Here is a 1,511-nt window from a genome sequence, read left to right as displayed (position 1 = left end):
ATAATTTTAGAAATAAATTTTTAATGTAGGTAAAAAAGGAATAAAAATGTTTTATAATAAATATAAAGTAAACTATAAATATATAAGAATGGTTGAAATAGAAATATTTTCTTATTGCAATAGAAAATGTTGGTTTTGTCCCAATTCTTTTATTGATAGAAATTCTACTAATATTTTAATGTTAGAAGAATTATATTTAAAAATATTAAACGAATTAAAATCTATAAATTATAGTAATATGATTAGCTATAGCAGATATAACGAACCTACTTCAAATAGAGAAATTTTTATTAAAAGATTAAAACAAGCGAAAGCGATAATTCCAAACGCCACATTGCATACAAACACAAACGGCGATTTTTTAACAAGAGATTATTTAGATGAATTATATGAAGCGGGACTTAAATCAATGAATATACAATCGTATTTAAGTAAAGACGAAATATTTAACGCCAACGATATTAAAATAAAAGTCGGGAAAATGGCGGAAAAATTAGGGTTAGATTTTATAGAAAAAATAAATACAATCGATAGATACGAAATAGCTTTTAAATATAAAGATATGAATTTAAATATGTATGCCAGAGATTTTAGATTAAACGGCAATAATAGAGGCGGAGTATTGGATACAATTCCTGCAGTTGTTAGAAAATATCCATGTTATATACCGTTTACCGATATTTATATTGATTATAACGGTAAAGTGTTGCCCTGTTGCAATTTTAGGTCGGATATAAAAGAACATAATAATTTTATACTTGGCGATGCGAATAATGAAAGTATTTTATATATTTTTAATAATATTAAAATGAAAAAATTAAGAAAGAAATTATTAAAAGATATAGATAAATTGAAACCTTGCAACGAGTGTAATTTTGCTATTGATTATAAACCTTATTTTATGAGTAAATAATATGGAGTAATAAAAAATATGTTATGGAAAAAAATAAATATTGTTTTCGATATATCAAGAAGTTATAACGCTATTAGTTCTAATTCTGGAATGGCAGGAGTTTTTAATTATGAAGTAAATATATTAACTAATATAATAAATAGTATATATATATATACTATTTATTTGGCAGCCGAATGCGATGAAGATTTTTTTCGTAGTAAAATATGCAAACAAATTAAAGAATATTCTCGATGTAAGTTTATAAATAAAAATAATTTAGAAAATATTATAAAAAATATAGACGCCTATGTTTCGTTTTCATTAAAAATACCAGAAATAATTATTAATCATAATATAAAGAATTATTTAGTTATACATGATTTGTTGCCATTACTTCATCCAGATTATTATTCTTCAAATAAACAAAAACAATTGGAAGCCGCTAATTTTGGAAAAAATGTTTACGATAGCATAAATTGTAATACGACTATAATCACAATATCGGAAAATTCAAAAAGCGATATAGAAAAATATATTATTAAAGATAAACAAAATAAAGTTGTAAATTTATCTTCTGGTATAAATAAAAATAAATTTTTTAAAATAAAATATATCT

The 1,511-nt window shown here is 22.4% G+C and carries 2 protein-coding genes; both read left to right on the top strand.

All coding sequences use genetic code 11. The annotated features are described in order from the left end of the window. Window positions 1–46 precede the first annotated feature (46 nt). On the top strand, window positions 47–913 hold the full coding sequence (locus EZH24_RS11670) for a radical SAM/SPASM domain-containing protein (RefSeq protein WP_137999260.1): 867 nt from the start codon (window positions 47–49) through the stop codon (window positions 911–913). Window positions 914–931: 18 nt separating this feature from the next. Continuing rightward, a partial coding sequence (locus EZH24_RS11665) for a glycosyltransferase family protein (protein WP_137999259.1) occupies window positions 932–1,511 on the top strand: 580 nt, incomplete at its 3' end.

This window comes from Brachyspira catarrhinii, assembly GCF_005518285.1.
GTDB classification, from domain to species: Bacteria; Spirochaetota; Brachyspiria; order Brachyspirales; family Brachyspiraceae; genus Brachyspira; species Brachyspira catarrhinii.
Note: the sequence above shows the minus strand (reverse complement) of the source record. Positions and strands in the feature narration are given on the sequence as shown.